We start from the raw sequence: 25295 nt of genomic DNA on the forward strand, positions 1-25295 counted from the left end.
GGCTCACCGGATGCGGATCCGCGGGTCGATGACCCCGTAGACGAGGTCGGTCGCCAGGTTGCCCAGGACGACCAGCACGCTCAGCAGCAGCACGATGGCCTGCACGACCTGGTAGTCGACCCGGTTGACCGACTCGATGAACAGCTGACCCAGTCCCGGCAGCGCGAACACCGTCTCGACCACGATGGTGCCGCTCAGGATGAACGCCAGACGGTAGCCGATCACGGTGACGATGGGCAACAGGGCGTTGCGCACGGCGTGCTTGAGGACCACCCGGCGTTCGGGCAGGCCCTTGGCCCGGGCGGTGCGCACGAAGTCCTCGCCAAGGGCGTCCAGGACCGACGACCGCATCAGCCGTGCCAGCAGCGCCAGCTGGCTGGAGACGATCACCGCCACCGGGAGGACGTACCCCTGCCATCCGGGCAGCCCGAAGGGGGGCAGCCAGCGCAGCACCAGCGAGAAGACCACGATGAGCATCAGGCCGACCCAGAAGTTGGGCAGGGCCACGCCAACGGTGGTGCTCACCATGATGGCGTAGTCGAACAGCGAGTAGCGCCGGACCGCCGCCACGATACCGGCCGGCAGCGCCAGCGCCACGGACAGCGCGAACGCCACCAGGTTGAGGGTGACGGTGACCGAGGCGGCCTCGGCGATCATGGTGCGCACGGGCACGCCGCTGCGGACCACCGATTCGCCGAAGTCGCCGCGGGCCATGTTGCCGATCCAGCGCAGGTACTGCTCGTGCAGCGGGCGGTCCAGGCCCCATCGGGCCCGGATCAGATCGATCTGCTCCTGGGTGATGTGGGCTTCGCCGATCATCAACGAGATGGGGTCGCCGGGGATGAGGTGCATCATGGCGAAGGTGCCCACGCTGACCAGGAAGATCACCAGCAGGCCCTGGAGCACGCGGCTGACGAGGTAGCGCTGCATCTAGGAGGTTGCGCGTGGCGCGCGAGGGGCGAGGGGCGGGCGGTGCATCGGGCGGTGGCGTGACGCAGTGGGCACCGGCGAGCCGGAGACGGCGGGGGCGCGGGGCCAACGGCCCCGCGCCCCCGCATCGGCGTCTACTCGATCCACCACCGGTAGGCCAGGCGGTAGAGGGCGGTGTCGCCCTGCAGGGCCGTGGTCGGAAGGCCCTTGATGCGCTTGCTGAAGATGTTGTACCAGTCCCAGTACATGATGAACAGGAACGGCACTTCCTCGGCCACGATGGCCTGGATCTCGTGGTAGATCCTGCGGCGCTGGCTCGTGGTGGTGGCCCGGAGCCCGGCCGCCAGCAGCTCGTCGACCCGCGGGTTCTTGAAGCGGGAGAAGTTGCGCGCGGCATCCGACCGCAGCGTGTCCGAGGCGTCGGGCTCGCCGCCGGTGCCGCCGTAGGTCCAGTTGAACAGCGAGGCGTCCATCTCGCCCTTGGGCAGCTGGGCCAGGATCGTCGCCACCGGCCGCTCGACCAGCCGCATCTCGATGCCCACCGCCGCCAGGTCCTGCTGCACGACCTCGGCCTCGGGCCGGCGCGCGCGGTCGCCGGTGATCGTGACGCAGGTGAACGAGGCGCGCCGCCCGTCCTTGGTGCGCACGCCGCCGGGGCCCAGCCGCCAGCCCGCCTCTTCCAGCAACGCCCGGGCACGGGCGGGGTCGTAGGGGTACTGCTTGACGTTGGGGTTGTACCAGGGCTGGAGGCTTGGGGCCAGGTTCGAGGTGGCCAGCACCGCGGTGCCCTTGAAGACGTCGTCGATCAGCCGCTGGCGGTCGACGGCGTACATCATCGCCTGCCGCACCCGTTTGTCGGAGAGCACGGGGTGGTCGTTGTTCAGCGGGAAGTGGTTCACCGCAAGGCTGGCGGTCTTGAAGACGGTGTAGTTGGGATCGGCGGCGAAGCGCAGGTTGTCCTCTGCCAGCAGGGGCCACACCGCCGAATCGGCCTGGCCGGTGCGCAGCGCGATGGCCCGCACCGAGGCCTCGGGCACGATGTCCTCCCGGAACTGGTCGATGTGCGGGCGGCCGCGGAAGTGCTGGTCGAACGCCTCCACGACGGTGTACTCGGCAGGCCGCCACTCCTTGAGCCGGAAGGCCCCGGTGCCGATGGGGGCGCCCTTGTAGGCGCGCTCGCCGACGCGGCTGTGGTAGTGGGCGGGCACGATGAACTGCGTCGCCACCCGGCGCAGGAAGGCCGCATTGGGCTCCTTCAACCGCACCACCACCGTGTACTTGTCGGGGATGGTGATCCGGTCGATCCCCGTGTACAGCGGCGCCTTGACCGTCCCGTTGGCGGGGTTCCCGTAGAACTCGTACGTGTACTTGACGTCCTCGGCAGTGAACTCCCGTCCGTCGTGGAACCGCACACCCCGGCGCAGCGTGAAGGTGTACGTGAGGCCGTCGCGGGAGACCACGTAGTTCTCGGCCAGGACTTTCTCGAGCACGAAGTGCTCGTTGACCTCCAGCAGCGCGTTGTGGATCTGGGTGATGATCGTCCGGTGCACACTGGGGCCGTCGTCGTCGGGGCTGAGGCTGGAGATCTCGTGGTGGCCGGTCACCCGAACGGTGCCGCCGCGCCGCGGGCCGGGGGCGGCGGTGACCAGCACCGGACGGCGGATCAGGACCGGGGCGGCGGTGGCGACCCCCAGGAGCGCGGCCTGCCGGAGGAACGCGCGTCGGGTGGTCGCAGGCAGATCGCGCAGCGCCTTCTCGATCACCAGGGCGTCAGCGTCGTCGCGACCCATGGTTCTCCCTCCCGAGCTGGTACGGTATGTGCCTGGTGATTCCGCGCCCTCCGGCGGCCCTCCTCCGCCGGACGGCGCATCCCGCTCCGTGCGCCGAGCAGCGCCCGCTGGCGCCACGTACGCACGTCCTCGTGCTGCCGGTCGTCCGTGTGCAGCGGCACCTCGGCACCGCTCGCCTGTCAGCCGGGCTGCACCATGGCCGGCGGGCGCTCCACGGCGACGTCGCAGGGGAGGCTCGCCCGGCGTCTCCGTCGGACGGGTCCCCTCCGCAGTTCCCTGTATCCCAGGCGGTCCGTCGGGCCGCCGGGCGCCCCCCTGGCCGCCCTACTCGATCCACCATCGGTAGGCGGTGGCGTAGATGGCGAACCCGTCCTCGGGCTTGGTGGGCAGGCCCTTGATGCGCTTGGTGAAGACGTTGAACCAGTCCCAGTACATCATGTACAGGACGGGCACGTCCTCCACGAAGATGCGCTGCACCTCCTGGTAGATCTTCTGGCGCGCGCGCACGTCGACCTCGCGCAAGCCCTGGGCCAGCAGCTCGTCCATGCGCGGGTTGCTGTACTGGGCGAAGTTGCGCACCGCGCCGGTGCGCAGCGTGTTGGACGGGTCGGGTTCCAGCGCGCCGCTGTTGTACGTCCAGTTGAACAGCGACGCGTCCAGCTCGCCCCGGGGCAGCTGCGCCAGGATGGTGGCCACCGGGCGCTCGATGATGCGCATCTCGATCCCCACCGCCGCCAGGTCCTGCTGCACGATCTCGGCTTCGGGCCGCCGGGCGCGGTCCCCGGTGATCACGGCGCAGGTGAAGGACAGGCGCTGGCCGTCCTTGACGCGCACGCCCCCGGGCCCGAGGCGCCAGCCGGCTTCTTCCAGCAGCGCGCGGGCACGGGCGGGGTCGTACGGGTACTTCTTGAGGGTGCGGTCGTACCAGGTGCGCATCGACGGCGGGTAGATGGAGTCGGCGATGATGGCCGTGCCCCGGAAGACGTCGTCGATCAGGCGCTGCCGGTCGATGGCGTGCATCATCGCCTGGCGCACGCGCCGGTCGGCCAGCTGCGGGAGCTTGTTGTTCAGGGGGAAGTGGTTCAGGCCGGTGCTGGAGGTGCGGAAGACCGTGTAGGAAGGGTCGGCCTCGAAGCGCAGGTTGTCCTCGGCCAGCAGCGGCCAGGTGGCCGAGTCAGCCGTGCCGGTGCGCAGGGCGATGGCCCGCACCGACGCCTCGGGCACCACGTCCTGGCGGAAGAAGTCGATGTGGGGGCGGCCGCGGAAGTGCTGGTCGAACGCCTCGACGATGGTGTACTCGGCGGGGCGCCACTCGCGCAGCTTGAACGGGCCGGTACCCATCGGCTGGCTCTTGTAGGCACGCTCGCCGATGCGGCTGTGGTACTTCGCGGGCAGGATGAAGGTGGTGGCCGTCTGGACCAGGAACGGCGCGAACGGTTCCTTCATCTTCACCACGACCGTGTAGCGGTCGGGGAGCTCGACGCGGTCGACGGCGCGGAAGTAGATGGCGTCGTTGGACGCGTTGGCCGGGTTCATGTGGTACTCGAAGGTGTACTTGACGTCCTCGCCGGTGAACTCGCTGCCGTCGTGGAACTTCACCCCGCGGCGCAGCCGGAAGCGGTACTGCAGGCCGTCCCTGGCCACCTCGTAGTGCTCGCACAGCACCTTCTCCAGCACCAGGTAGGGGTTGGCCTCGATCAGGGCGTTGTGGATCTGGGTGACCATGACCCAGTGGACCGACGGGGCGTCGTCCTGCGGGCTCAGGCTGGCGACTTCCTGGTGGCCCATGACGCGGACGGTGCCGCCCCGCCGGGGACTCGGCGCCGCCTCCACGATGAGGGGAGAGCGCACGAACACCGGCACTGCCGCTGCCCCTGCGCCCAACGCCGCCGCCTGCTTGAGGAACGCGCGGCGTGTCGTGGACGGCAGGTCGCGGAGGATCTTCTCGAGCGGGACGTCGTCGGGCTGTCGGCCCATGGCTGGCGCCTCCCGGGTGTGACCTGCCCGAAGCTTCGGCGCGCCCGGGGCCGGCTTCCTGCGACGGCGCGTGCACCCTCGGGAGCCACGCCGCGGGGCCCACCTCTCTGCGGCTGGGGATTGGAAGGTGATCGGCGGCGCAAGCGACACGGGTGCTGACCTCTACCTCGCCACCGCTGGGGATTGGAAGGCGTGCCTCCGCTGTGCCGCGAGGCAGACTGGAGTGGGTCACCGCGCCCCGGGTCCTTGCGCCGGTGCGCGAGGCTGTGCTATAGTCCCTGGCACCAACCGCACAGGCCGAGGATCGGGAAGAGTACCCGTCCGGCGTGGTTCCCCGCAGGGGTACTCCGGGCGCCGCCAGGGCGCTCGGGGTGGGAGAGAGCCGCGTGCTGGTGGGAGCGCGGTAACCACAGGACGGCGAATGGGCCCGGGAGGCGCGGGGTGAAGGTGCGCAGGTGGGGTTTGGTGCGGGCGTGACAACCGAGAGTTCGCTCCCGGCACCCCGCCGCGCGCGGCAGTAGCTCCGCCGGCAGCTCCCCCGGTACGGGAGCGTCAAGCGCCGGGCGCCGTCGGTCGACAGCGGACGCTGTCGGCCTGGGCGCGCGGAAGTCGGGTGGCACCGCGGGAGGACGCCTCTCGTCCCTGAAGGGCGAGAGGTGTCTGTGTTTTCGGGTGCCGGTGGTGTCGAAGGGGGGATGACCATGGGCGTGGGGTTCGCGTCGGGACGGCAGGAGGCAGCGGCGGCATGATCATCGTCATGGAACCGGGGGCGACCGACGGCCATATCGTGGCGGTCGTCGAGCGCGTGAAGGCCTCGGGCCTCAACACCCACATCTCGGTGGGCGTGGCCCGCACCGTCATCGGCGTCGTGGGCGACGACCGCACCAAGGAGGTTCTGCGCGAGTCGCTGGAGGGCATGCCGGGCGTCGAGCGGGTCGTGGCGATCCTGCAGCCGTTCAAGTTGGTCAGCCGCGAGTTCCAGCCCGAGGACACCGTCGTGCGGGTCCGGGGGGAGGCGATCGGCGCCACCAAGGTCGCCGTGATCGCCGGGCCGTGTTCGGTGGAGAGCCGCGAGCAGATCCTGGCCACCGCCGAGGCGGTCAAGGCGGCCGGCGCGGGGTTCCTGCGGGGGGGCGCGTTCAAGCCGCGGACGTCGCCCTACTCGTTCCAGGGGTTGGAGGAGGAAGGGCTGCAGCTGCTGGCCGAGGCCCGCGCGCGGACCGGGTTGCCGGTGGTGACCGAGGCGATGGACGCGGCGCAACTGGAGCTGGTGGCCCGCTACGCCGATGTGATCCAGATCGGCGCGCGCAACATGCAGAACTACCCGCTGCTGCGCGAGGCCGGCCGCATCAAGCTGCCCGTGCTCCTCAAGCGCGGCGTGAGTGCCACCATCGAAGAGTTCCTGCTGGCGGCCGAGTACATCCTCAACGAAGGGAACTACCAGGTGGTGCTGTGCGAGCGGGGGATCCGCGGCTTCAACACCCACACGCGCTACACGCTGGACCTCTCCGCCGTGCCCGTGCTCAAGCGCCTGTCGCACCTGCCCGTGATCGTCGATCCCAGCCACGGCACGGGCAAGTGGCGCTACGTGGGCGCGATGGCCCGGGCTGCGGTGGCTGCCGGCGCCGACGGGCTGATGATCGAAGTCCACCCCGATCCGGCCAACGCGCTCAGCGACGGCCCCCAGTCGCTGAACCTGGAGAACTTCGCCGACCTGATGGCCAGCCTGCGCCCCCTGGCGGCGGCGGTGGGACGGACGCTGTGATGGCCACCGGGGTGGGCGCGCCGGGGTCATTTCCGCGCACCGCGGCAGTGGTCGGGTTGGGCCTGATCGGCGGCTCGCTGGCCCTGCGGCTGCGGGCGTGCGGGGTGGACGTGGTCGGGATCGACACCGACCCGGCGACCCTCGAGGTCGCCCGCGCCCGGGGGGTGGCCGACGTGCTGGCGGCCGAGGTCGCGGCGGCTGCGGGCGCGGAGTTGGTGATCGTGGCCGTCCCGCTGGAGCAGATCGTGCCCGTGGCCCGTGCCGCAGCCCGGCATCTGCGCGACGGCGCGGTGCTCACCGACGTGGGCAGCGTGAAGTCGCCGATCGTGACGGCCCTGAGCCGCGGCCTGCCGGCCGGCGTGCGGTTCGTCGGCGGCCACCCCATGGCTGGCAACGAGCGGCAGGGGATCGCTGCAGCCGACCCCGCGCTGCTGGACGGCCGGCCGTTCGTGCTGACGCCCGCACCCGGTACCGCCCCCGAGGCAGTGGAGGCGCTGCGCGGCCTGATCGCGCGGCTGGGGATGCGGCCGGTCCTGCTCGACCCGGTGCAGCACGACGAGCTGGTGGCTCAGGTCAGCCACCTGCCCTACCTCGTCAGCCTCGCGCTGACCCGGGCCGTGGCCGACGACGCCCGGGCCATCGCCGGGCCGGCATACGCCGACATGACCCGCATTGCGCACAGCCCGGCGGCGCTGTGGGCCGACGTGTGCCGCCAGAACCGTGCGGCGATCCTACGGGCGCTCGCGCGGTTCGAGGCCGAACTGGCCCGCCTGCGGCGCGGGCTGGAGGAGGACGCCGTGGACGACGTCCTCCCAACGGGCGAGGAGGCCGCCGCGCGCCCATGAGCCGGCTGCCGATTGCGCCCACCAAGACCGAGTTCCTCAGCCGGGCGCGCGAGGGCAACCTGATTCCAGTCGTCTGCGACCTCCCCGCCGACCTGGAGACCCCCATCTCGGCGTTCCTCAAGCTGCGCGCCGGCGCGGACGCGTACCTGCTGGAGAGCGTCGAAGGCGGCGAGAAGCTCGGACGCTACTCGTTCATCGGTGTCGAGCCCACGGTGCGGGTGCGCGCCTTCGGCCGGCAGGTCGAGATCTGTGGGCCCGGCGAGGCGCGGGTCGTCGAGGCCGATCCGCTCGACGTCGCCCGGGAGCTGCTGGGCCGCTACCGACCGGTCCCGCACCCCGGCCTGCCCCGCTTCTCCGGCGGCGCCGTCGGGTACTTCGGGTACGACTGCGTGCGGCTGTGGGAGCGGTTGCCCGCCCCGCCGCCCGACCCGCTGGGCCTGCCCACCTGCTACCTGGTCGTCACCGACGCGGTGGTGGTGTTCGACCACGTGGCGCACACGATGCGGGTGGTGGCCAACGCCCACGTGGACGGCAGCGCCGCCGAGGCGTACCGTCGCGCGGTGGAGACGATCGAGCGGCTCTACGAGCGCCTGCGGCGGCCCCTGACGCCGCCGGAGCCGGCCGGGCGCGTGGAGCCCGTGATGGACCACGAGATGACCGCGGCCCAGTTCCTGGACGCCGTGGCCCGGGCCCGTGAGTACGTCTGGGCCGGCGACGTCTTCCAGGTGGTGCTGTCGCGGCGGTTCTCGGTGCGGATGCGCGGCGCAGACCCCCTGGACGTCTACCGGGCGCTGCGGGGAGTGAGCCCCGGTCCCTACATGTTCTTCCTGGACTTCGACGGAGTGCAGCTTGCGGGCGCCTCGCCCGAGATGCTCGTCCGGGTCGAGGACGGCGTGGTGCAGACCCGGCCGCTGGCGGGCACGCGGCCTCGGGGCGCCACCGAGGCCGAGGATCGGCAGCGCGAGGCCGAGTTGCTGGCCGACGAGAAGGAGCGCGCCGAGCACGTGATGCTGGTGGACCTGGGGCGCAACGACCTGGGGCGGGTCTGCCGGTACGGGACCGTGGAGGTCGCCGAGCTGATGACGGTCGCGCGCTTCAGCCACGTGATGCACCTGGCCAGCGAGGTCCGCGGCCTGCTGGCGCCCGGGCGCGATGCGTGGGACGTGCTGCGGGCGTGCTTCCCCGCCGGGACCGTGTCGGGGGCGCCGAAGGTGCGCGCCATGGAGATCATCGACGAGCTGGAGCCGGTGGCCCGAGGGCCGTACGGCGGGGCGGTGGGCTACGTGGGCTACTCGGGGAACCTGGACACGGCGCTGGTGCTGCGCACCATCACCATCGCCCGTGACCGGGCGTTCATCCAGGCGGGCGCCGGGATCGTCGCCGACTCGGTGCCGGAGCGCGAGTACGTCGAGACCGTCAACAAGGCCACGGCGCTGGTGCGGGCCCTCGAGCGGGTGGGACGCGGGCGTGTGCCGCTGCTGCGGGCAGGGAGCGTCGGATGATCGCGGTCATCGACAACTACGACTCGTTCACCTACAACCTGGTGCAGATCCTGGGCGCGCTGGGCGCCGAGGTCGCGGTCTTCCGCAATGACGCCATCACCGTCGACGCCCTGGCGGGACACCGGCCCCAGGCCATCGTGATCTCGCCGGGGCCGTGTACGCCCGCGCAGGCCGGCATCTCGGTGGAGGTGGTGCGCCGGCTGGGGCCGACGGTGCCGACGCTGGGCGTCTGCCTCGGCCACCAGTGCGTGGGGGTGGCGTTCGGGGCCCGCGTGGTCCGGGCGTCCCGCCCCGTGCACGGGAAGACCTCGCCCATCCACCACGACGGCCGCACGCTCTTCGAGGGGCTGCCGGTGCCCTTTGCCGCGACCCGGTACCACTCGCTCGTCGTGGCCCGCGAGGATCTCCCCGAGGCCCTGGAGGTCTCGGCCTGGTTGGAGGACGGGACGATCATGGGCCTGCGCCACCGCGTCTACCCCATCGAGGGTGTGCAGTTCCATCCGGAGTCGGTCCTGACGCGCTGCGGGCCGCGCCTGCTCGAGCAGTTCCTGGCGCGCGCGGGGGTGCGCCCCGCGGCGGCCGTGGGAGGGTGGCGATGATCCGCGAGGCGATCCGCGCGGTGGCCGACCGCCAGACGCTGTCGGAGCAGGACGCCTGGCAGGCGATGGGCGAGATCATGGACGGCCAGGCCACGCCGGCCCAGATCGCGGCGTTCATTACCGCCCTGCGCATGCGGGGGGAGACGGTGGACGAGATCGCCGGTTTCGCCCGGGCGATGCGGGAGCGGGCCCTGCGGGTCACCCCGCGCGTGGAGCACCTGATCGACGTGGTGGGGACCGGGGGCGACCGCGTCAGCACGTTCAACGTGTCGACGACGGCCGCGTTCGTCGTGGCCGGAGCCGGAGGGTACGTGGCCAAGCACGGCAACCGCGCGGTCAGCCGTGCCTCGGGCAGTGCCGACGTGTTGGAGGCGCTGGGGGTGAACATCCAGGTCGGGCCGGACGTCGTGCAGCGGTGTATCGAGGAGGTGGGCATCGGCTTCCTCTTCGCGCCGCTCTACCACGCGGCCATGAAGCACGCGGCCGGGCCGCGGCGGGAGATCGGGATCCGCACGGTCTTCAACATCCTGGGGCCGCTGGCCAACCCCGCGGGCGCCGCCTACCTGCTGGTGGGCACGTACGACCCCGCGCTGGTGCGGATCATGGCCGAGGTGCTGGGCGAACTGGGGGTGCGGCGGGCCCTCGTCGTCCACGGCGATGGGATGGACGAGCTGTCGACGCTGGGGCCGACGCAGGTGGCCGAGCTGCGCGACGGCCGGGTGCACGTCTTCCAGGTGGACCCCACAACGCTGGGGATCGCGCCCCCGCCCGCCGATGCCATTCGGGGCGGCACACCCCAGGAGAACGCCGCCGTCACCCTGGACGTGCTCCAGGGGCGTCCCGGACCGGCGCGCGACCTGGTGTTGCTGAACGCGGCCGGGGCGCTGGTCGCCGCCGAGCTGGCCGAGGACCTGCGCGAGGGCCTGGCGCTGGCAGCCCGGGCCGTCGATGCGGGCGCCGCCTACGAGAAGCTCGAGGCGCTGCGCGCCATGACGAAGGCGGCGCAGGCATGACCGCGCTGGACGCCCCCCGGCCCGGGGCGTGTGACGGACTCGGTGCGATGCCAAGCGGGGCGTAGCCATGACGGTGCTGGACGAGATCCTGGCCCACAAGCGCGCGGAGGTCGCCGCACGCCAGGCGGCAGTGCCGCTGGCGGCGGTGCGGGCTGCGGCGGCGGCGGCCGCACCGCCCCGCGACTTCGCGCGTGCCGTGGCCGGCCCGCCGGTACGCATCGTCGCCGAGGTGAAGCGGGCGTCACCCGCGCGCGGCGTGATCCGCGACGACACCGATCCCGTAGCGGTGGCGCGCGCCTACGAGGCGGCGGGCGCGGATGCGGTCTCGGTGCTGGCCGATGCCCGCTACTTCCGGGGCGCACCAGCCGACGTGGCCGCTGTGCGCGCCGCCGTGGGGCTGCCGGTCCTGTACAAGGAGTTCGTCGTGGATCCCTATCAGGTCTACGAGGCCCGCGCAGCGGGCGCCGACGCCGTGCTGCTGATCGCCGGGGCCGTCCCGCAGGCGACGCTTGCGGCCCTCGTGGCGCTGGCCGAGGCCCTCGGGCTGGCGGCGCTGGTCGAGATCGACGGCGAGGCGGCGCTGGCCGACGCCCTGGCCGCGGGCGCGCGCATCGTGGGAATCAACAACCGCAACCTGCGCACCTTTGCCGTGGACCTGGCGACCACCGCGCGGCTGCGACCGCAGATCCCTCCTGGGCGGCTCGTCGTCAGCGAGAGCGGCATCGCCACGCCCGAGGATCTTCGGCGGGTGGCCGCAGCTGGGGTCGATGCCGTGCTAGTGGGTACAGCCCTGATGGCCAGCCCGGACCCAGGGGCCGCGCTGGCCCGGCTGCGGGCTGCGGTGGATGCTGTCAGGTGACGACGACGGCGTTTGGGAGCGACGTCTGCGGAGGGGACACATGAAGAAAGGGCGACTGCTGACCGGGGACCGGCCGACCGGCAAGCTCCACCTGGGCCACTACGTGGGCACGCTCGCCAACCGGGTGAAGCTCCAGGACGAGTACGAGTGCTTCTTCCTGCTGGCCGACTACCACATCCTCACGACGCGGCTCGAGCGGCTCGACGAGATCGAGGAGAACATCCGGGAGATCGTGCTGGACTACCTGAGCGTGGGCATCGACCCCGAGCGGTCCACGATCTTCCTGCAGTCGGGCGTGCCGCAGATCCCTGAACTGGCCCTGATCTTCTCGATGCTGGTGACCGTGCCACGCCTGCAGCGCGTGCCCACGCTCAAGGAGGTGATGCGCGACCTCCACATCGCCCAGCCGTCGGCGGGCCTGCTGAACTACCCGGTGCTCCAGGCCGCCGACATCCTCAGCGTCAAAGGCGAGATCGTGCCCGTGGGCAAGGACCAGGCCTCCCACCTGGAGCTGACCCGCGAGCTCGCGCGGCGCTTCAACGACACCTTTGCGCCCGTGTTCCCCGAGCCGGCCACCCTCATCGGCGAGGTGGGGACGCTGCCCGGTACCGACGGCAAGGCCAAGATGAGCAAGTCGCTGGGCAACGTCATCTACCTCTCCGACGACCCCGAGACCGTGACGCAGCGGGTGATGCGCATGTACACCGACCCCAAGCGCATTCACCCCACCGACCCGGGGACGGTGGAGGGCAACCCGGTCTTCATCTACCACGACGCCTTCAACGCGGACCGGGAGGAGGTCGAAGAGCTGAAGCGGCGCTACCGGGCCGGCAAGGTGGGGGACGTGGAGGTGAAACAGCGGCTGGCGCGGGCGCTGAACGCGTTCCTCGACCCCATTCGGGAGCGCCGGGCCCGCTACGCCGCCCGCCCCGGGCTGGTGGAGGAGATCGTCGTGGAGGGCACGCGGCGGGCCCGGGAGATCGCCGGCCAGACGCTGGCCGAGGCCAAGGAGGCCATGAAGATGGTCTACTTCCGGGCCGTGCGTCCGCGCGCATGATACGGGTCAAGATCTGCGGCATCACCGACGCCGCCGAGGCCGAGGCGGCCGCGGCGGCCGGCGCCGACGCCGTGGGCTTCGTCTTCGCGCCCAGCCGTCGCCAGATCGACGCGGTGCGCGCGCGGCAGGTGGCGGCGGCCCTCCCGCCGTTCGTGACCCGGGTGGGCGTGGTGGTGAACGAGCCCCTGGAGCGGTTGCGGGCCCTGGTGGAAGCTGTGGGCCTGGACGCGGTGCAGCTGCACGGCGACGAGCCGCCCGCCTACTGCGCGGCCGTGGCCACCTGGGGCGTGACCGTGATCAAGGCCGTACCGGTGGTCGGGCCGCTGGACCTCGAGGGCCTGCGCGCCTACCGGGCGGCGGCCGTGCTGCTCGACGCGCACCGGCCGGGCCAGCGGGGCGGGACCGGGCAGGCGTTCGACTGGCGGCTGGCCGCGCCGGTGGCGCGGGTCCTGCGCGTGGTGCTCTCGGGTGGCCTGCGCCCCGAGACGGTAGCCGACGCGGTCCGGGTGGTACGTCCCTATGCCGTCGACGTCAGCTCGGGGGTCGAGACCGACGGTCGGAAGGACCCGCGCAAGATGGCCGCGTTCGTGGCGGCGGCACGCACCGCCGCGGCCTTCTGGCCGCAGGAGCCCCCAGGCCCCATGACGCCCGCCGGCCCGGCGGCCCAGCCGTCGACGAGCCGGCGTCCCCGGGCGGGGCCGTAGGCGGGAGGAGGCGACCAGACGCGATGACGTTGCCGATGCAGACCGCTGCTGCGGGGCGATTCGGGCGGTTTGGCGGGCGCTACGTGCCCGAAACGCTGGTGCCCGCGCTGGACGCGCTCGAGCAGGCGTACGCCCGGCTGGCCGACGACGTCGAGTTCCAGCGCGAGCTGGCCGCGGCGCTGCGCCACTACTGCGGCCGGCCCACGCCCCTGTACTTCGCCGCGCGGCTCAGCGCGCGGCTGGGGGTGCGCGTCTTCCTCAAGCGCGAGGACCTGCTCCACACCGGTGCCCACAAGATCAACAACGCCCTGGGGCAGGTACTCCTGGCGCGACGCATGGGCAAGCGCCGGGTGATCGCCGAGACCGGCGCCGGCCAGCACGGCGTGGCGACGGCCACCGCCGCTGCGGTGGCGGGGCTGGCCTGCGACGTCTACATGGGCACCGAGGACATGGCCCGCCAGCATCTGAACGTGGTTCGCATGCGGCTGCTGGGCGCCCGGGTGGTACCGGTCGAGGCGGGCAGCCGCACGTTGAAGGACGCGATCAACGAGGCGCTGCGCGACTGGGTCACGCACGTGGAGTCGACCTTCTACGTCATCGGGTCCGTGGTCGGCCCCCACCCCTACCCCACGCTGGTGCGCGACTTCCAGGCGGTCATCGGGCGCGAGGCGCGCGCGCAGATCCTCCACCAGGCCGGCCGCCTGCCCGACGTGGTGGTAGCGTGCGTGGGCGGCGGCAGCAACGCCCTTGGGCTCTTCCACGCCTTCCGTGACGATCCCGTGCGGCTGATCGGGGTCGAGGCCGGGGGTGCGGGGCTGGCGTCGGGCCGGCATGCGGCCACGCTCACGGCCGGGAGCCCCGGCGTGCTCCACGGTGCGCTGAGCTACCTGCTGCAGGACGCGGACGGTCAGGTGCTGCCCACCCACTCCATCTCGGCCGGGCTCGACTACCCCGGGGTCGGACCCGAGCACGCGTGGCTGAAAGAGATCGGGCGCGCCGAGTACGTGGCCGCTGATGATCGCCTGGCCCTGGAGGGCTTCCGGGTGCTGGCGCAGACCGAAGGGATCCTGCCAGCGCTGGAACCCGCGCACGCCCTGGGCTATCTGCAGCACCTGGCGCCGACCTTGCCGCGCGAAGCGGTGGTGCTGGTGGGCCTGTCAGGGCGCGGCGACAAGGACGTGGAGGTCGTGGCTGCAGCCCTGGGGGAGACGCCGTGAGCCGATGGCGTCGCAGGTGCAAGGCGTCTGGCGGGTGCTCTGGCGTGATGGCGATGCTGGCGATCGACGGGGAGAGGGCATGAGTGGCGCGCCGGAGGTCGTGGGGGATGGTGTCGCGGGGCATGGTCGGGAAGGGACCACACCGCGTGCGGGGGCTGGCGCACCTGCCGGGAGCCGCATCGCGCGGACGTTCGCGCGCCTGCGGGCCGGGGGCCGGCGCGCCCTGATGCCCTTCCTCATGGCGGGCGACCCGTCGCTGGCCGACACGGCACGCTTCCTGGTACACCTGGCGGCGGCTGGCGCCGATCTGCTGGAGATCGGCGTGCCCTTCTCCGATCCCATCGCCGACGGCCCGACCAACCAGCGGGCCGCGCAGCGCGCGCTGGCGGCGGGTGTGCGCCTGCGTGACGTGCTGGCGATGGTCGCCGACGTGCGGCCGCACCTGGCGCAGCCGCTGGTGATCCTGTCCTACTACAACCCGGTGCTGCGCTACGGCCTGGAGGCCTTCGGCCGCGACGCTGCGGCAGCCGGCGTCGACGGCGTGGTAGTGCCAGACCTTCCGCCCGACGACGGCGCGCCCCTGCGGGAGGCGGCGCGGGCGCACGGGCTGGACGTGATCTTCCTGGCGGCGCCCACCAGCACCGACGCGCGCCTGGCCGCCGTGGCCGCGGCGTCGTCGGGGTTCGTGTACTGCGTGTCGCTGGCCGGCGTCACGGGCGTGCGCGCGCGCCTCGCCGACGACATCGACGGGCTGGTGGCCCGGGTGCGCCGGCACACGGCGCTGCCCGTCTGCGTGGGGTTTGGCGTCTCGACGCCCGAGCAGGCGGCGGCGGTCGCGCGCGTGGCCGACGGGGTGATCGTCGGCAGCGCGGTGGTGGCCATCGTCGAGCGCGAGGGCGCGCAGGCCGCCCCGGCGCTGGAGCAGTTCGTCCGCGCGCTGCGGGCCGGCGTGGATGCCGGCGCGGCCGCCGGGGCGCCCCGCTAGCGTGGTGGGGGGCGTCTTCCACCCCCGGCCCCATCCCGGCGGCCCCAGGGCCGTCTACCTGCGCACGCTGTGCTTCGTCTTCCACGGGCGCCGCCTGCTGCTGATCCGGCAGCGCAGCCACGGCACCGTGTGGTGGAACGCGCTGGGCGGCAAGATCGAGCGGGGCGAGGATCCGCTGGAGGCCGCACAGCGGGAGGTCTGGGAGGAAGCGGGCCTGCGCCCGGCACTGCAGTTCCGCGGCGTGGCGACGGCGCTCGTGGCGTCTGCCGGCGCGCACTGGACGATCTTCCTGTTCTCGGGGCGGGTGGACCGTGACCACGTCGCGCCCTCGCCCGAGGGCGCGTTGCGCTGGGCAGGGGCTCGGGACCTGCGCACGCTGCGGGTGTTTCCCGACCTCCCTTTGCTGCTGCCGCCGCTGCGGAGGCCCGGGGGCGTGGTGCTGGCGAAGTTCACCTACGCGACGGCTGACCCGCGCTCGTTCGCCCGGGCGGCCGCGCGGGTGACGGTCTTCGACCGGGCGGTCGCGCCGTAGCGGACGGGTGGACCGATGGGCATGGACGAGGAGATCCTGGTGGTGCCGCGGGGCGACCTGTTCTGGGACGGTCCGTTTCGGGGCGTGGCGACCCGCGGGCTTGCGGACTACGTGGCGCGCATCCGGCGCCACGGGGTGTTCCGCCGCCGGGGCGACGTCGAAGACGACCCGACCTACAAGCAGATCATCCCCTACCTGCTCGTGCGCCGCGGCGACCGCTACATGCTGTTCCGGCGCACGCGCGCGGGCGGCGAGGCCCGGTTGCACGACCTCTACTCGATCGGCGTCGGCGGCCACGTGGCGAAGGCCGACGTCGCCGCCGCGGCGGACGTGCTCGCGGCCGGGCTGCGCCGCGAGCTCGACGAGGAGCTGGTGCTCACCGGCGCCTGGGACGCACGCCTGGTGGGCGTGCTCAACGACGACGACAATCCGGTGGGGCAAGTGCACTTCGGACTGGTGCACCTGGTGGAGGTCCGCACGGGCGACGTGGCGATTCGTGAGACCGACCGGTTGATCGGCCGTCTGGCGACGACGGCGGAGATCCGTGCCGTCTACCCCCTGATGGAGACGTGGTCGCAGCTGGTGCTCGACGCGGGACTGCTGGAGGCGTGAGGACGGCGCGCGTTCCGGTGGCGCCGCCATACCGCCTCGACCGGACCCTGGCGTGCGGCCAGTGCTTCCGGTGGACGGTCGTCCGCGGGCCGTCCGACGACGGCGTGTCCGTCCACGCCCGCGGCGTCGTCGACGGCGCGGTGGTGCAGGTCACGCAGGATGCCACCGGGCTGGCGGTGCGGTGGGAGGGCGCGCTGGCGCCTGCGCCCGCAGCCGGCGTGCAGGCGGCTGGCGTGGCGTACGAGGACACGGCGCTCGCCCGCATCGTGCACCATCTGGGCGCTGACGCGCCCCTGGCACAGATCGAAGCAGCGCTGGCCCACGACCACGTGCTCCGCCGCCTGCTGCGGGCCACGTCGGGGATCGCCCTCATGCGGCAGGACCCGTGGGAGTGTCTGGTGTCGTACGTGATCTCGGCGTTCAACAACATCCCCAAGATCGTGCTGGCCATCGAGCGCCTGGCGAGGCGTTTTGGGGACCCGCTCCCCGGTGGAACCGCCCGGTTCCCCTCCCCCGAGCGGCTGGCCGAGGCGCGGCCGGCGACGCTGCGGACGTGTGTGCTGGGCTACCGGGCGCCCTACGTCCGCGACCTGGCGCGGCTGGTCGCCCGCGGTGAGGTCGACCTGCGCGCACTGGGAGCCCTGCCGTACGACGACGCCCGGCGGATGCTCATGGCGTTGCCCGGCGTGGGGGAGAAGGTGGCCGAGTGTGTGCTGCTGTTCGCCTATGGCATGGGGGAGGCGTTTCCGGTGGACGTCTGGGTGCACCGCGCGGTCGTGCGCTGGTACTTCGGCGGTCGGCCGCGCACGCCGCGGGCGATCCGGGCGTGGGCGCGCGACCGGTTCGGAGCGCTGGCGGGATATGCGCAACAGCATCTCTACGCGGCGTCTCGTGCGGCGCGCGTGCGGTGAGTGGCTGGAGTACACCGTGCGGCCAGGCTGGGTCGGGGGGTGGTGGTGATGTGGCGTTCGATCGTGCGGACGGCGATATCGGTAGCCGTGCTGTTGGCGCTGGGCGTGGTCAATGGGGGCGCGGGTCCGGCCGGCGCCGCACCTGCGCCGGTCGACCGCGCAGACGGCGTGATCGCTGCGATCGAAGGGACCACGGTGGTGATCACCACGCGAACCGGCACCACGGTGCGGGTGCTGACGACCGCCGACACCCGCTTCCTCCTGCGCCAGCCCGCGCGGCTCGAGCAGATCCGTCCCAACGACTTCGTGGGCGTCACGGCCCGGCGCGAGCCGGACGGCTCGCTGGTGGCCCTCGCCATCACCATCTTCCCACCGGAGTTCAAGGGGCGCGTGCGCGAAGGTCAGTTTCCCATGGAGACCGGCAACCTCATGACCAACGCCTACGTCTTCCAGAACGTCCGGCGGGTGGAAGGCCGGGTGCTCTATCTGAAGTTTCCCGAAGGGACGGCCGTCATCGCGGTGCCCCGTGATGCCGAGATCTTCCGTCTCACGGTGATCCGGCTGGCGGACCTGCGCTCCGGGATGCGGGTGATGGCGCGCGGCGGGCTGCAGGCCGACGGGAGCCTCACGGCCGCCTCGGTCACGGTGGAGGGCCCCGCACGCTAGGCGGCGCCCGGCGCGACCGTCGGTCACCGGGGCCGCGGCTCGGCTACACGCCCAGGAACGTGTGCTGGACCTGCGCGTCGGCGCGCAACTGCGCCGGCGGGGCCTGGTAGACGATCTGGCCCTTGTTGAGCACGTACAGCCAGTCGGCGACGCGCAGGGCCATGGGCAGGTGCTGCTCGACCAGCAAGATGGCCAACCCCTCGCCGCGGAGGCGTGCGATCACCCGGCCGATCTCGCGTACCAGCAGCGGCGCCAGGCCTTCCGAGGGCTCGTCCAGCAGTAGCAGCCGCGGGTTGGTGAGCAGCGCGCGGCCGATGGCCAGCATCTGCTGCTCGCCGCCCGAGAGCTGGGCCCCGCGGTGGCCGCGGCGCAGGCGCAGGTTGGGGAAGAGATCGTAGACGCGCTCCTCGGTCCAGGGGCCCGGACGCGCGCCCAGCAGCAGGTTCTCGCGCACCGTGAGCGTGGGGAAGATGGCGCGGCCCTGGGGGACCAGCCCGACGCCCAGGCGCGCGATGCGCTCGGGCGGTGCACCGGTGACGTCCTGGCCGAACAGCACCACGCGCCCGCGACGCGGCGGCAACTCGCCCATGATGCTGCGGATGGTGGTGGTCTTGCCGGCGCCGTTGCGGCCCAGCAGCCCCACCACCTGTCCTTCGCGCACCGCCAGCGTGATGCCCTGGAGGATGTGGCTGTCGCCGTAGTAGGCGTGCAGGTGGTCGACCGTCAGCATACGTGCTCCTCGTCGTCGGCTCCGAGGTAGACGGCCTGCACGCGCGGGTCGGCGCGCACCGCCGCCGCCGGTCCATCGGCCAGCACCTGGCCGTAGTGCATCACCGTGATGTTGTCGGCGAGCGCCACCACCACGTCCATGTCGTGCTCGATGATGCACAGGGTGATCTCCCGCGGGAGCCCGGCCAGCAGGTCGACCATGCGTGCGGTCTCAGCGGGCGAGGTGCCCGCGGTGGGCTCGTCGAGCAGAAGGACCTTCGGGCGGGTGGCCAGCGCCAGGGCCAGCTCGAGCTGACGCTGCTCGCCGTAGGAGAGCTCGGCTGCCAGCTGCCGGCGCCGGTCGGCGAGGCCGACCTGCTCCAGCAGCAGCGCGGCGTCCCGGGCCACCTCCGGGTCGGCGTCGGCGGCGCGCCACAGCTGCCGGCCGAGCCCCCGCCGGACCTGCACGGCAAGGCGTACGTTCTCCCACACGCTCAGGCGCAGGAACAGGTTGTTGCGCTGGAAGGTGCGCCCCAGACCCATCTGGGCGCGCCGGTGGGGCGGGACGTCGGTGACGTCGGTCCCCAGCAACCGCACGGTGCCGGCGGTGGGCCGCAGCTCGCCGCTGATGATGTGGAACAGCGTGGTCTTGCCGGCGCCGTTGGGGCCGATGACGGCCCGCCGCTCCCCCGCAGCCACGCTCAGGTGCACGCCGGCCAGGGCCGCCAGCGCCCCGAAGCGCATCTGCACGCCCCGCACCTCCACGGCCGTCATGGGCGTCACTTCGCGGGCACGTCGGCGTCGGGCGCGGGCACGTCGGCGTCGCGGGCGGGGCGGCGCAGCGGGCGCGCCGGCAAGGACACCGGGAGCCCGCGGCGGACGGCCCGGTGCAGCGCGTGCCACAGCCCGACCAGGCCGCCGCGTGCGACCAGCACGAAACCGATGAAGACGAGGCCCATCACCGTCATCCACCGCTGGGTGAGCAGCGAGCTGACCAGGTCCTGGATGGCGACCACGACGAACGCACCCAGCAGGGGCCCGATCAGGCTGTGGACGCCGCCGATGATGATCATGATCATCAGCTGGCCCGACCGATGCCAGTGGATCTCCGAGGGCGCGATGAAGCCGTTAAACTGGCCGAACAGCGCGCCGCCCAGCCCGGCCAGCCCGCCGGCCAGCACGAACGCCGCCAGCTTGTAGGCCTGCACGTTGCACCCCAGGGCCCGCAACCGGCCCTCGTTCTCCCGGATGCCGACGAGCGTGCGCCCGAAGGGCGCGGCCAGCAGGCGGCGCAGGAACCAGAGCACCAGCAGGTAGCAGACGAGGGCGACCAGGTACATGCGGGGCGCGTCCATCTCCACCCCGAGGCCGGTGGGTTTGGGAATGCCGAGCAGCCCGTCCGAGCCGCCGGTCACGGTGCGCCACTTGATGGCCAGGGCGTACAGCATCTGCCCCACGGCCAGGGTGATCATCAGGAAGGTCACCGCTGCCGTGCGCAGCGCAAACGCCCCGACCACCAGGGCGAGCGCCGCTGCCGCCACCATGCCCACGGGCGTCGTCGCCCAGAACAGAGGGGTGACGTGCTTGGCCAGCAGGCCGGCGACGTATCCGCCGGTGGCGAAGTAGGCGGCATGACCCATGGAGATCAGGCCGGTGTAGCCCAGCAGCAGGTTGAGGCTCGTGGCGGCGATGCCGAAGATCAGGACCTCGGCGGCGACGGTCAGCAGGAACCGGGGCGCCCACAGCGGCAGCGATGCCAGCCCGGCCACCGCCAGCAGGGTGGCGAGGCGCGCGGGGACGGTCACGGACCGCCCTTGGCCAGCAGCCCGCCGGGCCGGTACAGCAACACCAGCGCCATGACCCCGAAGATGAAGAACAGGGAGAAGTCGGGCAGCAGGGCTTTGCCGAAGGTATCGGCCTGGCCGATCAGGATCGCGCCCCAGAACGACCCCGACAGGCTGCCGAGCCCGCCGGTGACGACCACGATCAACGCCAGCATGAGGATCTCGGCATCGAGGCCGGGCGCCACACCGATGATGGGGCCGGCCACGACCCCGGCCAGCGCGGCCAGGCCGCACCCGAACGCGAACGTGTGGGCGAAGACCCGGTTGATGTCGATCCCCAGGCTGCGCACCATCGTCCGGTTGCTGACGCCGGCACGGATGACGGCGCCCCAGCGCGTGCGTTCGATGAGCACCCAGAGCACCCCGGCGGCGACCAGGCCGAAGGCGATGACGAACAGGCGGTACTTGGGGTAGAAGAGCGGCCCCAGCGCCAGCACGCCCACCAGCCCGGGCGGCGCCGGGATCGCCTCCTCGAACGCGCCCCAGACGTGGCGCGCCTGGTCGGCCAGCACGAACGCCAGACCCAGGGTCAGCAGCACCTGGTCCAGGTGACCGCGGGCGTACAGGGGCCGGATGAGCGCGATCTCGACGGCGTAGCCCAGCAGGGCCACGGCCACGGGCGCCACGACCAGCGCCAGCCAGAAGTTCCCCGTGGTCTTGACCACCGACAGCCCGATGTAGGCCCCGATGAGGTAGAAGGTGCCGTGGGCCAGGTTCAGGACGTCCATGAGGCCGAAGATGAGCGTCAGGCCCACGGCCACCAGGAAGAGGGTCATGGCGAACGAGGCGCCGTTGAGGAACTGCTGGGCGAGGAAGATCAGGTCCATGGGACCGCAGGGGCGGCGGGCGGCCGGGGCGAGAGCCCCGGCCGCCCGCGGAGGTGCGGCGCGCGCGCGCCTACCTGGTGACGCCCGGATCCTTCCAGTTGGTCAACACCTTCAGCACACGGGGCACCACCGCGTCGCCCTCCCGGACCACCTCGTAGATGTAGATCGTCAGGATGATGTTGTTGGTCTGCGGGTCGATCTTGAACGGCCCGCGGGGCCCCCGGAACGTGACGCTGCGCAGCGCCTCGATGAAGCGCTGCTGGTTGGACGTGTCGCCGTTGACCTTCTTCAGGCCCTCGGCGATCATGATGGCGGTTTCGTAGGCCTGGGCCGCGTAGACGTCCGGCGTGCGGTTGTACTTCTGCTTGAACTCCGCGACGAACTTCCGGTTCTCCGGATAGCCCAGCGTGGAGATCCAGGCCAGGGCGCCCTTCATGCCCACGGCGGCCTCGCCCACCACCGGCAGGATGTCGTCGCCGATCATGAAGCCGTTGCAGATGATGTTGGTGCCGGTCATGCCGAACTCGCGCCACTGGCGGATCAGCCGGATGGCGTCGGCGCCGGCGGCGAAGCAGTAGACCAGATCGGCGTTCTGCATCGCCAGCCGTACCCGGCCCAGGTAGGGCGCGAAGTCGGGCGTGCCCAGCGGGTACCAGATCTCCTCCACCACGCGCCCGCCGGCGGGCTCGAACGTGTCTTTGAAGGCGCGGACGTTGTCCCGGCCGACCTGGTAGTCGGCCTGCAGGGTGATGGCGCGCTTGCCGATGTTCTTCGCGGCCCACTCGCCCTGGGCCGCGGCGATCTGCCAGTTGGTGAACGACGTGCGAAACAGCCACGGGCTGCGCTTCTCGCGGGTCGCGCCATCGAAGCCCGCGTTGGAGATGATGGTGATGACCCGTGCCTCCCGGATGGGGTCCACCAGGGCGGCCAGCGAGCCCGACGAGACCACGCCGGTCACCAGATCGACCCGGTCCTGCTCCACGAACTTGCGGAACTTCCGGATCGCGACCTCAGTGCTGGGGACGCCCTCGTCTTCCTTGATCAGCACGATCCGCCGTCCCGCGACGGTCCACCCGATGGACTCGAAGTACATCTCGGTGGCCTGCGTCATGGATTCGCCCAGCCGGGCGAAGACGCCCGAGTAGGGCAACAGCAAGCCGATCTTGAACTCGCGCGCCGGCCCGGAGGTTCCCGCCGACGCGAACGCGCTCACCAGCGCGACGACCGCCATCAGGCTGACCACACCGCGCAGTCGATGCCACATGGGTTCCCACCCCCACGACCGCCTCGCCGGGTCGCATCTCGCCCCGGATGACGCCAGTATTCGCAGCGGCCGGGGGGCCGCCCTGCCGGGCGCCCGGCGCACGTGACACCCCGTGCCGGATGTCCTCCGCCCGCTCCTACCCCCGGGCACGCCGCCCCTCAGCCCCTGACTGGGCGCTATGCTCTCGCGTCGTTCCTGCTCCCGGCCCCGTGATCGGGCACTACACCTTCGCGTCGTTCCTGCCCCCCCCCGGCCCCGTGACCGGGCGCTACACCGTCGCGTCGTCCCTGCTCCCGGCCCTTGACTGCGCGCCACACGCCCGCATCGTTCCCACAGGCGCCTTGGCACGTGTCGTCTTTATCCAGGACGCGTGACCCCTCGTCGCGGCGTGGCGGATGGTGCGCCGCAGCGCGCTACGCGCCGTCCGGTCGCCAGCCCGGCCACGCCAGCGATGGCCAGCTGCACAGGTCGGCGCGCCCTGCCAGGAGGGCCGCGGTGACGTCGCCGACGCTGCGCTGCCCGCCCACCAGCGCGGTGGGGATCCCAACGGCGTGGCGGAGCAGGTCGCTGGTGAACACCTGGGCGACGCCCGCAGGCCACAGCGTCGACACCGTGCGGGCAGCGGCGCGCGGGGGCGGGACCACGACGACCAGCCCGCATCCGGCCGCCTGCAGCGCCCGGGCACGGTCCAGCCCGCGGGCAACCTCGTCGTCGTCCCGCGGATCGCGCCACGCCCGGCACACCACGGCCAGCGGGCGGCCCGCAGGCCAGGCCCCGCGGGCAGCCCGCACCGTCTGGACCTCGACGGGGCCGTCGAGCACCACCAGGTCCACACCGGCCTCGGCCAGCGCGGCCAGTCGCTGGGGAATGTCGCAGGGGTCGGTGCGGTCGAGGGCCGCAGATGCCGCGTGGTCCGCATCGTCCCCCGAACCCAGGCGATAAGGCGGGCGTCGCGTGGTGGCGCTGCTGTGCGCTGCGTGCGGCCTCTCGTCCTCCTCGCTGTACGCCACGTGCACGCGCACCCCAAGACAGCTCCCTGCCGCGTGGACCGCCTCGGCCAGCTGGCGCCAGTCCGCCGGCGCATCCGCGAGCACCAGGCCGGCACCATCACGGGCGACCGCTCCTGCACGGTGAGGGGCGTCCGGGCCGGACGTGAGCTCGGCCACGATCCGGGTACGCAGTCGCAACCCCTCCAGGACCAGCGGTTGCGCGTAGGGCGGTGCGTCCGGTCGGCCGCCGGCTGCGGCGACGACGCGTGCCACTTCCCCGACCGCCCTTCGATCGCGCACCACGAGAGCGCCGTAGGAAAGCAGCGGCGCCCGGCTGAGGTGGTGGAAGGAGAACCGGGCCGGCGGTGCCCCCGCAAACCAGCGGAAGTGCTCCCACCACCACCGGCTGGGCTCGGCGGCCTGCTGGAGGCGCGCCACGGCGGGCTGCCGCTCGCGCTCGTAGGCCTTCAGCGCGCCGGCCAGCGTCGCGTGTCGCCCCAGGGCCTGGGCCAGGGCGATGGCGTCTTCCATGGCCATACGGGTGCCCGAGCCCACGGAGAAGTGGGCGGTGTGGGCCGCGTCGCCCAGCAACACGACCCGACCCGCGTGCCAGCGGCGGCACCGCACGGTGCGGAAGGTCGCCCAGCGGGAGTTGTTGGCCAGCAACGGCGCGCCGTCGAGGAAGGGTGCGAAGAGGGCCTCGCAGTAGCGCACGCTGGCCAGATCGGGGGCCCCGGCGGCGCGCGCGATCTCGTCGGCGCGGTCGAGCCCGGCCCGACGCCACGTCGCCTCGTCGGTCTCCACGATGACCGTGCTGTGGGTGTCGCTGTAGGGGTACGCGTGGATGCCCCACCAGCCGTGGGCGTTCTCGGCGAACAGAAACGTCAGGGCGTCGAACACCTTGGTGGTGCCCAGCCAGATGAACCGCGAGCGTCCCGTATGCACCGACGCACCCAGGGCATCGGCCAGGGCGGTCCGTGCGGCGCTGCCGGCGCCGTCGGCTGCGACGATGAGGTCAGCGTCGGCCAGCGCCGCAAGGGGCGGTGCCTCCACCTGGAAGCGCAGGTCGGCGCCCAGGCCTGCGGCGCGCTCCCGCAGCAGGCGCAGCAGCGCGGCCCGCGCGATCCCCGAGAAGACGTGGCCGCCGAACCGGACCGACGCGCCCCGGTGCCCGTACGCGATGTCCTCCCACTGCACGGCCTGCGCCGTGAACGCGGCGTGCAGGTCCGGGTCGGCCTCGCGCAGGTACCGCAGGCTGCGTTCCGGGAAGACGACGCCAAAGCCGTAGGTCGCATCGGGCGGGTTGCGCTCGTACACCGTCACCTGGCAGTCCGGGTCCGCCCGCCGCACCAGCGCTGCGAAGAACAACCCAGCGGGTCCCCCGCCGATCACCGCGATCCGCACAGCAGGCCTCCGTCGTGCGCAGGTGTATGCCCTGACCCGGCACAACCGCCGCCGCCTCGCCGGCAAGTGGGAGACGAGGAGTAAGGTGTGGCGCTGGGCCGATGGCGTCGGTGACGGGTCTGGCACAGCACTGCAGCTAACGTCCTCAAGGTCATCGTGTGGACATCGCGCCCGTCGACCGTTGCCGACGCGGGTGCCTCTGACATCGGGGTCCCGCGTCCGTGGCGAAGTTCGCACGGGCGCCCGCAGGCCCCTCCAGGAGCCTCGCCGCGCCGTGCCACCCGCGGTGGCATGA

At 72.5% G+C, this 25295-nt stretch carries 23 protein-coding genes; 14 read left to right on the forward strand and 9 right to left on the reverse strand.

Annotation, left to right across the window (positions count from 1 at the left end; genetic code table 11):
* Positions 1-3 precede the first annotated feature (3 nt).
* The 3 genes from QN157_05085 to QN157_05095 all read right to left on the reverse strand — a co-directional run bounded on the left by QN157_05085 (position 4) and on the right by QN157_05095 (position 4697).
* Positions 4-930, reverse strand: coding sequence for an ABC transporter permease (locus QN157_05085; protein ID MDR7554963.1), 927 nt, complete (start codon positions 928-930; stop codon positions 4-6).
* 134 nt (positions 931-1064) lie between these two features.
* Positions 1065-2720: an ABC transporter substrate-binding protein gene (locus tag QN157_05090; protein ID MDR7554964.1), complete on the reverse strand. Its 1656-nt coding sequence runs from the start codon at positions 2718-2720 to the stop codon at positions 1065-1067.
* Between the two features lie 324 nt (positions 2721-3044).
* Positions 3045-4697: an ABC transporter substrate-binding protein gene (locus QN157_05095; protein MDR7554965.1), complete on the reverse strand. Its 1653-nt coding sequence runs from the start codon at positions 4695-4697 to the stop codon at positions 3045-3047.
* Between the two features lie 745 nt (positions 4698-5442).
* Between QN157_05095 and aroF the strand changes: the two genes are divergently transcribed.
* The 14 genes from aroF to QN157_05165 all read left to right on the forward strand — a co-directional run bounded on the left by aroF (position 5443) and on the right by QN157_05165 (position 17964).
* Positions 5443-6462: a 3-deoxy-7-phosphoheptulonate synthase gene (aroF, locus tag QN157_05100; protein MDR7554966.1), complete on the forward strand. Its 1020-nt coding sequence runs from the start codon at positions 5443-5445 to the stop codon at positions 6460-6462.
* Complete coding sequence (locus QN157_05105; protein ID MDR7554967.1) at positions 6462-7307, forward strand: prephenate dehydrogenase/arogenate dehydrogenase family protein; 846 nt, start codon at positions 6462-6464, stop codon at positions 7305-7307. Before aroF ends, QN157_05105 begins: the two co-directional genes overlap by 1 nt.
* Positions 7304-8809: an anthranilate synthase component I gene (trpE, locus tag QN157_05110; GenBank protein MDR7554968.1), complete on the forward strand. Its 1506-nt coding sequence runs from the start codon at positions 7304-7306 to the stop codon at positions 8807-8809. The genes QN157_05105 and trpE overlap by 4 nt, the downstream gene beginning before the upstream one ends.
* On the forward strand, positions 8806-9408 hold the full coding sequence (locus QN157_05115; protein MDR7554969.1) for an aminodeoxychorismate/anthranilate synthase component II: 603 nt from the start codon (positions 8806-8808) through the stop codon (positions 9406-9408). The genes trpE and QN157_05115 overlap by 4 nt, the downstream gene beginning before the upstream one ends.
* Positions 9405-10421 (forward strand): anthranilate phosphoribosyltransferase, encoded by a 1017-nt coding sequence (gene trpD, locus QN157_05120; GenBank protein ID MDR7554970.1) that lies wholly within the window; start codon positions 9405-9407, stop codon positions 10419-10421. Before QN157_05115 ends, trpD begins: the two co-directional genes overlap by 4 nt.
* A gap of 67 nt (positions 10422-10488) precedes the next feature.
* Positions 10489-11280 (forward strand): indole-3-glycerol phosphate synthase TrpC, encoded by a 792-nt coding sequence (trpC, locus tag QN157_05125; protein ID MDR7554971.1) that lies wholly within the window; start codon positions 10489-10491, stop codon positions 11278-11280.
* A 40-nt stretch (positions 11281-11320) separates the two neighbouring features.
* On the forward strand, positions 11321-12337 hold the full coding sequence (gene trpS, locus QN157_05130; GenBank protein MDR7554972.1) for a tryptophan--tRNA ligase: 1017 nt from the start codon (positions 11321-11323) through the stop codon (positions 12335-12337).
* Complete coding sequence (locus QN157_05135) at positions 12334-13041, forward strand: phosphoribosylanthranilate isomerase (protein ID MDR7554973.1); 708 nt, start codon at positions 12334-12336, stop codon at positions 13039-13041. Before trpS ends, QN157_05135 begins: the two co-directional genes overlap by 4 nt.
* A 23-nt stretch (positions 13042-13064) precedes the next feature.
* Positions 13065-14258: a tryptophan synthase subunit beta gene (trpB, locus tag QN157_05140; GenBank protein MDR7554974.1), complete on the forward strand. Its 1194-nt coding sequence runs from the start codon at positions 13065-13067 to the stop codon at positions 14256-14258.
* A 79-nt stretch (positions 14259-14337) separates the two neighbouring features.
* The gene (trpA, locus tag QN157_05145) at positions 14338-15243 is read left to right on the forward strand and encodes a tryptophan synthase subunit alpha (GenBank protein MDR7554975.1); all 906 of its coding nucleotides are present in this window, start codon (positions 14338-14340) and stop codon (positions 15241-15243) included.
* 1 nt (position 15244) lies between these two features.
* Positions 15245-15775: an NUDIX domain-containing protein gene (locus tag QN157_05150; protein ID MDR7554976.1), complete on the forward strand. Its 531-nt coding sequence runs from the start codon at positions 15245-15247 to the stop codon at positions 15773-15775.
* A 21-nt stretch (positions 15776-15796) separates the two neighbouring features.
* Positions 15797-16387 carry a hypothetical protein gene (locus QN157_05155; GenBank protein ID MDR7554977.1) on the forward strand — a complete coding sequence of 197 codons (591 nt, stop codon included), beginning with the start codon at positions 15797-15799 and terminating at the stop codon, positions 16385-16387.
* 17 nt (positions 16388-16404) lie between these two features.
* Positions 16405-17298, forward strand: a complete 894-nt coding sequence (locus QN157_05160; GenBank protein MDR7554978.1) for a DNA glycosylase — start codon at positions 16405-16407, stop codon at positions 17296-17298.
* 48 nt (positions 17299-17346) lie between these two features.
* The gene (locus tag QN157_05165) at positions 17347-17964 is read left to right on the forward strand and encodes a DUF5666 domain-containing protein (protein MDR7554979.1); all 618 of its coding nucleotides are present in this window, start codon (positions 17347-17349) and stop codon (positions 17962-17964) included.
* A gap of 43 nt (positions 17965-18007) precedes the next feature.
* Here the strand turns inward: QN157_05165 and QN157_05170 are convergent, their stop codons facing one another.
* The 6 genes from QN157_05170 to QN157_05195 form a co-directional block, all read right to left on the reverse strand.
* Entirely contained in the window at positions 18008-18694 is a 687-nt protein-coding gene (locus QN157_05170) for an ABC transporter ATP-binding protein (GenBank protein MDR7554980.1), read from the reverse strand.
* Entirely contained in the window at positions 18688-19446 is a 759-nt protein-coding gene (locus tag QN157_05175; protein ID MDR7554981.1) for an ABC transporter ATP-binding protein, read from the reverse strand. The genes QN157_05170 and QN157_05175 overlap by 7 nt, the downstream gene beginning before the upstream one ends.
* Before the next feature lie 5 nt (positions 19447-19451).
* Positions 19452-20477, reverse strand: coding sequence for a branched-chain amino acid ABC transporter permease (locus tag QN157_05180; protein ID MDR7554982.1), 1026 nt, complete (start codon positions 20475-20477; stop codon positions 19452-19454).
* Positions 20474-21343, reverse strand: a complete 870-nt coding sequence (locus QN157_05185) for a branched-chain amino acid ABC transporter permease (GenBank protein ID MDR7554983.1) — start codon at positions 21341-21343, stop codon at positions 20474-20476. The genes QN157_05180 and QN157_05185 overlap by 4 nt, the downstream gene beginning before the upstream one ends.
* Before the next feature lie 70 nt (positions 21344-21413).
* Positions 21414-22607: an ABC transporter substrate-binding protein gene (locus tag QN157_05190; protein ID MDR7554984.1), complete on the reverse strand. Its 1194-nt coding sequence runs from the start codon at positions 22605-22607 to the stop codon at positions 21414-21416.
* Positions 22608-23020: 413 nt separating this feature from the next.
* Positions 23021-25000 (reverse strand): FAD-dependent monooxygenase, encoded by a 1980-nt coding sequence (locus tag QN157_05195; GenBank protein ID MDR7554985.1) that lies wholly within the window; start codon positions 24998-25000, stop codon positions 23021-23023.
* Between the last annotated feature and the right edge of the window lie 295 nt (positions 25001-25295).

It is taken from the genome of Armatimonadota bacterium (assembly GCA_031459855.1).
Classification (GTDB): domain Bacteria; phylum Sysuimicrobiota; class Sysuimicrobiia; order Sysuimicrobiales; family Humicultoraceae; genus Fervidifonticultor; species Fervidifonticultor primus.